Annotated in this window: 3 protein-coding genes; all 3 read left to right on the top strand. The window is 74.1% G+C overall.

What is annotated here, in order from left to right; all coding sequences use genetic code 11:
* Window positions 1-1,382: pseudouridine synthase (locus tag AB0J39_RS39145; protein WP_363474225.1), on the top strand; the 1,382-nt coding region annotated here is incomplete at its 5' end.
* A 116-nt stretch (window positions 1,383-1,498) separates the two neighbouring features.
* The gene (aroH, locus tag AB0J39_RS39140; protein WP_193203012.1) at window positions 1,499-1,858 is read left to right on the top strand and encodes a chorismate mutase; all 360 of its coding nucleotides are present in this window, start codon (window positions 1,499-1,501) and stop codon (window positions 1,856-1,858) included.
* 98 nt (window positions 1,859-1,956) lie between these two features.
* Complete coding sequence (locus AB0J39_RS39135) at window positions 1,957-2,565, top strand: prephenate dehydrogenase (protein ID WP_363474223.1); 609 nt, start codon at window positions 1,957-1,959, stop codon at window positions 2,563-2,565.
* The last annotated feature ends 7 nt before the right edge of the window (window positions 2,566-2,572 follow it).

Below are 2,572 nucleotides of genomic sequence, written 5' to 3'. Positions count from 1 at the left end.
AGCGCGGCTTCGACCGTGAGGGCGGCCGTGGTTCCGAGCGCGGCTTCGACCGTGATCGCGGCGCCGGCCGGGAGCGCGGCGCGCGGGACGGCTACTCCGCCGAGCGGCCCCCGTTCCGCACGGAGGGGGCCGGATCCCGTGGCCGTTACGGCAGGCCCGAGGCCGGCCGGGATCGGCCGCGCGACCGCGACGGCGGCTACGAGACGTCCCGTGAGGGGCGCGCGACCGGGCGGCCGGCCTTCCGCGACGAGGAGCGCGGCGGCGGCAGGACCGGCGACAACGACAGGTACGGCAGCCGGAGCTTCGGCGGCGACCGCGCGCCCCGGCGCGACGGCCGCGAGGCGGGCGGCGACCGTGAGGCGCGCGGCGCGCGGCCCGGGCGCGGCGACTACCGCGCGGGGCGTGACGGCGGCAGGGGCCGGGCGAGCCGCGACGAGGTGCAGACGATCGGCCGCCTGGGCGGCGGCACGCGTGGCCGTTCCGGCGGCGCGGGAGCGGGCGCGGGCTCACGGAGCGCGGCCCGGCCCGCCGGCGGTCCCAGGCGCGCCGGCGCGGGCGGCCCGGCGGGCAACCCGTTCAAGACCGCCCGTCAGCCGCTGCGTGACCCGGACTTCTACGACGAGAACTACACCGACGAGCGCGACACGACCGAGGTGCCCGGCGGCGAGCGGCTGCAGAAGGTGCTCGCCCAGGCCGGGGTGGCCAGCCGCCGGGCCTGCGAGGAGATGATCGGCGACGGCCGGGTGAGCGTGGACGGCCAGACGGTGCGCCGCTTCGGCGCCCGCGTCGACCCCGCCAAGCAGGTCATCCGGGTCGACGGCAAGCGCATCCCGACGTCCTCCGACACCGTCTACTACGCGATCAACAAGCCGATCGGCGTGGTGAGCACGATGGACGACCCCGAGGGCCGGCCGTGCCTGAACGACTACGTGCAGGACCTCGCGCCCCGGCTGTTCCACGTGGGGCGGCTCGACACCGAGACCGAGGGCCTGCTGCTGCTGACCAACGACGGGGAGCTCGCCCACCGGCTGACCCACCCGAGCTACGGCGTGCAGAAGAAGTACTGGGCCAAGGTGCCGGGTCCTGTCGCGCGCGACCTGCACAAGGTGCTGCGCAAGGGCGTGGAGCTGGAGGACGGGCTCGCCAAGGTGGACGAGTTCCGGGTGGTGCAGGAGCACGGTCAGCAGGCGCTGGTCGAGGTCGTCCTGCACGAGGGCCGCAAGCACATCGTCCGGCGGCTCATGGAGACGGTCGGGCACCGGGTGATCGACCTGGCCCGCATCGAGTTCGGCCCGGTCAAGCTCGGCCGGCTCAAGCCGGGAACCGTGCGCGCGCTCACCGTGCAGGAGATCGGTGAGCTGTACGCGGCGGTCGGACTGTAGCCTTTCGCCGCAGCAGGCGAAAGCCGCAAGTCGGGCAGAATTGGCTAAGGCATGTAGACGGGCCGGACTCATCCCCCCGGGAAGAGACCGGCCCGTCCCAGCGAGAGGGGAACGACATGGTGCGGGCGATTCGCGGAGCCATCCAGGTCGACGGCAACGATCGCGACGCGATCCTCGCCGGGACGACCGAGCTGGTGACCGAGGTGATGGGGCGCAACAACCTCACGACCGACGACGTCATCAGCGTGATTTTCACGTGCACGCCCGACCTCACCGCCGAGTTCCCCGCGCTGGCCGCGCGCAAGCTCGGGTTCCACGACGTGCCCCTGCTGTGCGCGACCGAGATCGACGTGCCGGGCGCGCTCCCGCGCGTGGTGCGGCTGATGGCCCACGTGCAGACCGACCGCCCCCGGCAGGAGATCCAGCACGTGTACCTGCGCGGCGCCGTCGCGCTGCGCGTGGACATCGCCCAGTAGGCGTCCCCGGCGGACCGGACCGGGCCGGGACCGGGCCCGGACCGGGGGACCCGCGCACCATCACCCATCCACCCACGACACATCCGTCGCAGGACAGCGTGTCCGAGGACGGCGACGGCAGGAAGAGCGCGATGACTCCCATCGAGGACGCCGGGATCGGCAGTGTGGTCGTTGTCGGGACGGGCCTCATCGGCACGTCGATCGCACTGGCGCTGCGGCAGCGGGACGTGCGGGTCTTCCTGGCCGACCGGGACGCGGGAGCCGTACGGCTGGCGCGTGAGCTGGGCGCGGGGGAGGACTGGACCGGTGAGCGGCGGGTGGACGTCGCGGTCGTCGCGGTTCCGCCCCAGTTCGTCGCCCAGCAACTGCTCGACCTGCAAAAGCGCGACAGCGCCCGCTTCTACACCGACGTGGCGAGCGTGAAGGCGCTGCCGCTGGCCCAGGCCGCCCAGCTGGGCTGCGACCTGTCGTCGTACGTCGCGGGGCATCCGCTCGCGGGCCGCGAGCGGTCCGGCCCGGCGGCGGCTCGCGCGGACCTGTTCCTCGGCCGTCCGTGGGCGTACTGCCCCACGGACGAGGCGTCCCCGCGGGCGGTGGCCGCGGTGGAGGGGCTGATCTCGTTGTGCGGCGGCAACGCCGTGCGGGTGGACGCGGCCGAGCACGACCGCGCCGTCGCGGTCGTCTCGCACGCCCCAATAAAGGAATAGCACACGT

It is taken from the genome of Microbispora sp. NPDC049633 (assembly GCF_040675265.1).
GTDB lineage: Bacteria > Actinomycetota > Actinomycetes > Streptosporangiales > Streptosporangiaceae > Microbispora > Microbispora maris.
This window is presented reverse-complemented; position numbering and strand designations above follow the sequence as displayed.

Bases quoted from the DNA above. Each gene is read 5' to 3' on its own strand.
- aroH (WP_193203012.1), top strand. From the start codon at position 1,499: ATGGTGCGGGCGATTCGCGGAGCCATCCAGGTCGACGGCAACGATCGC.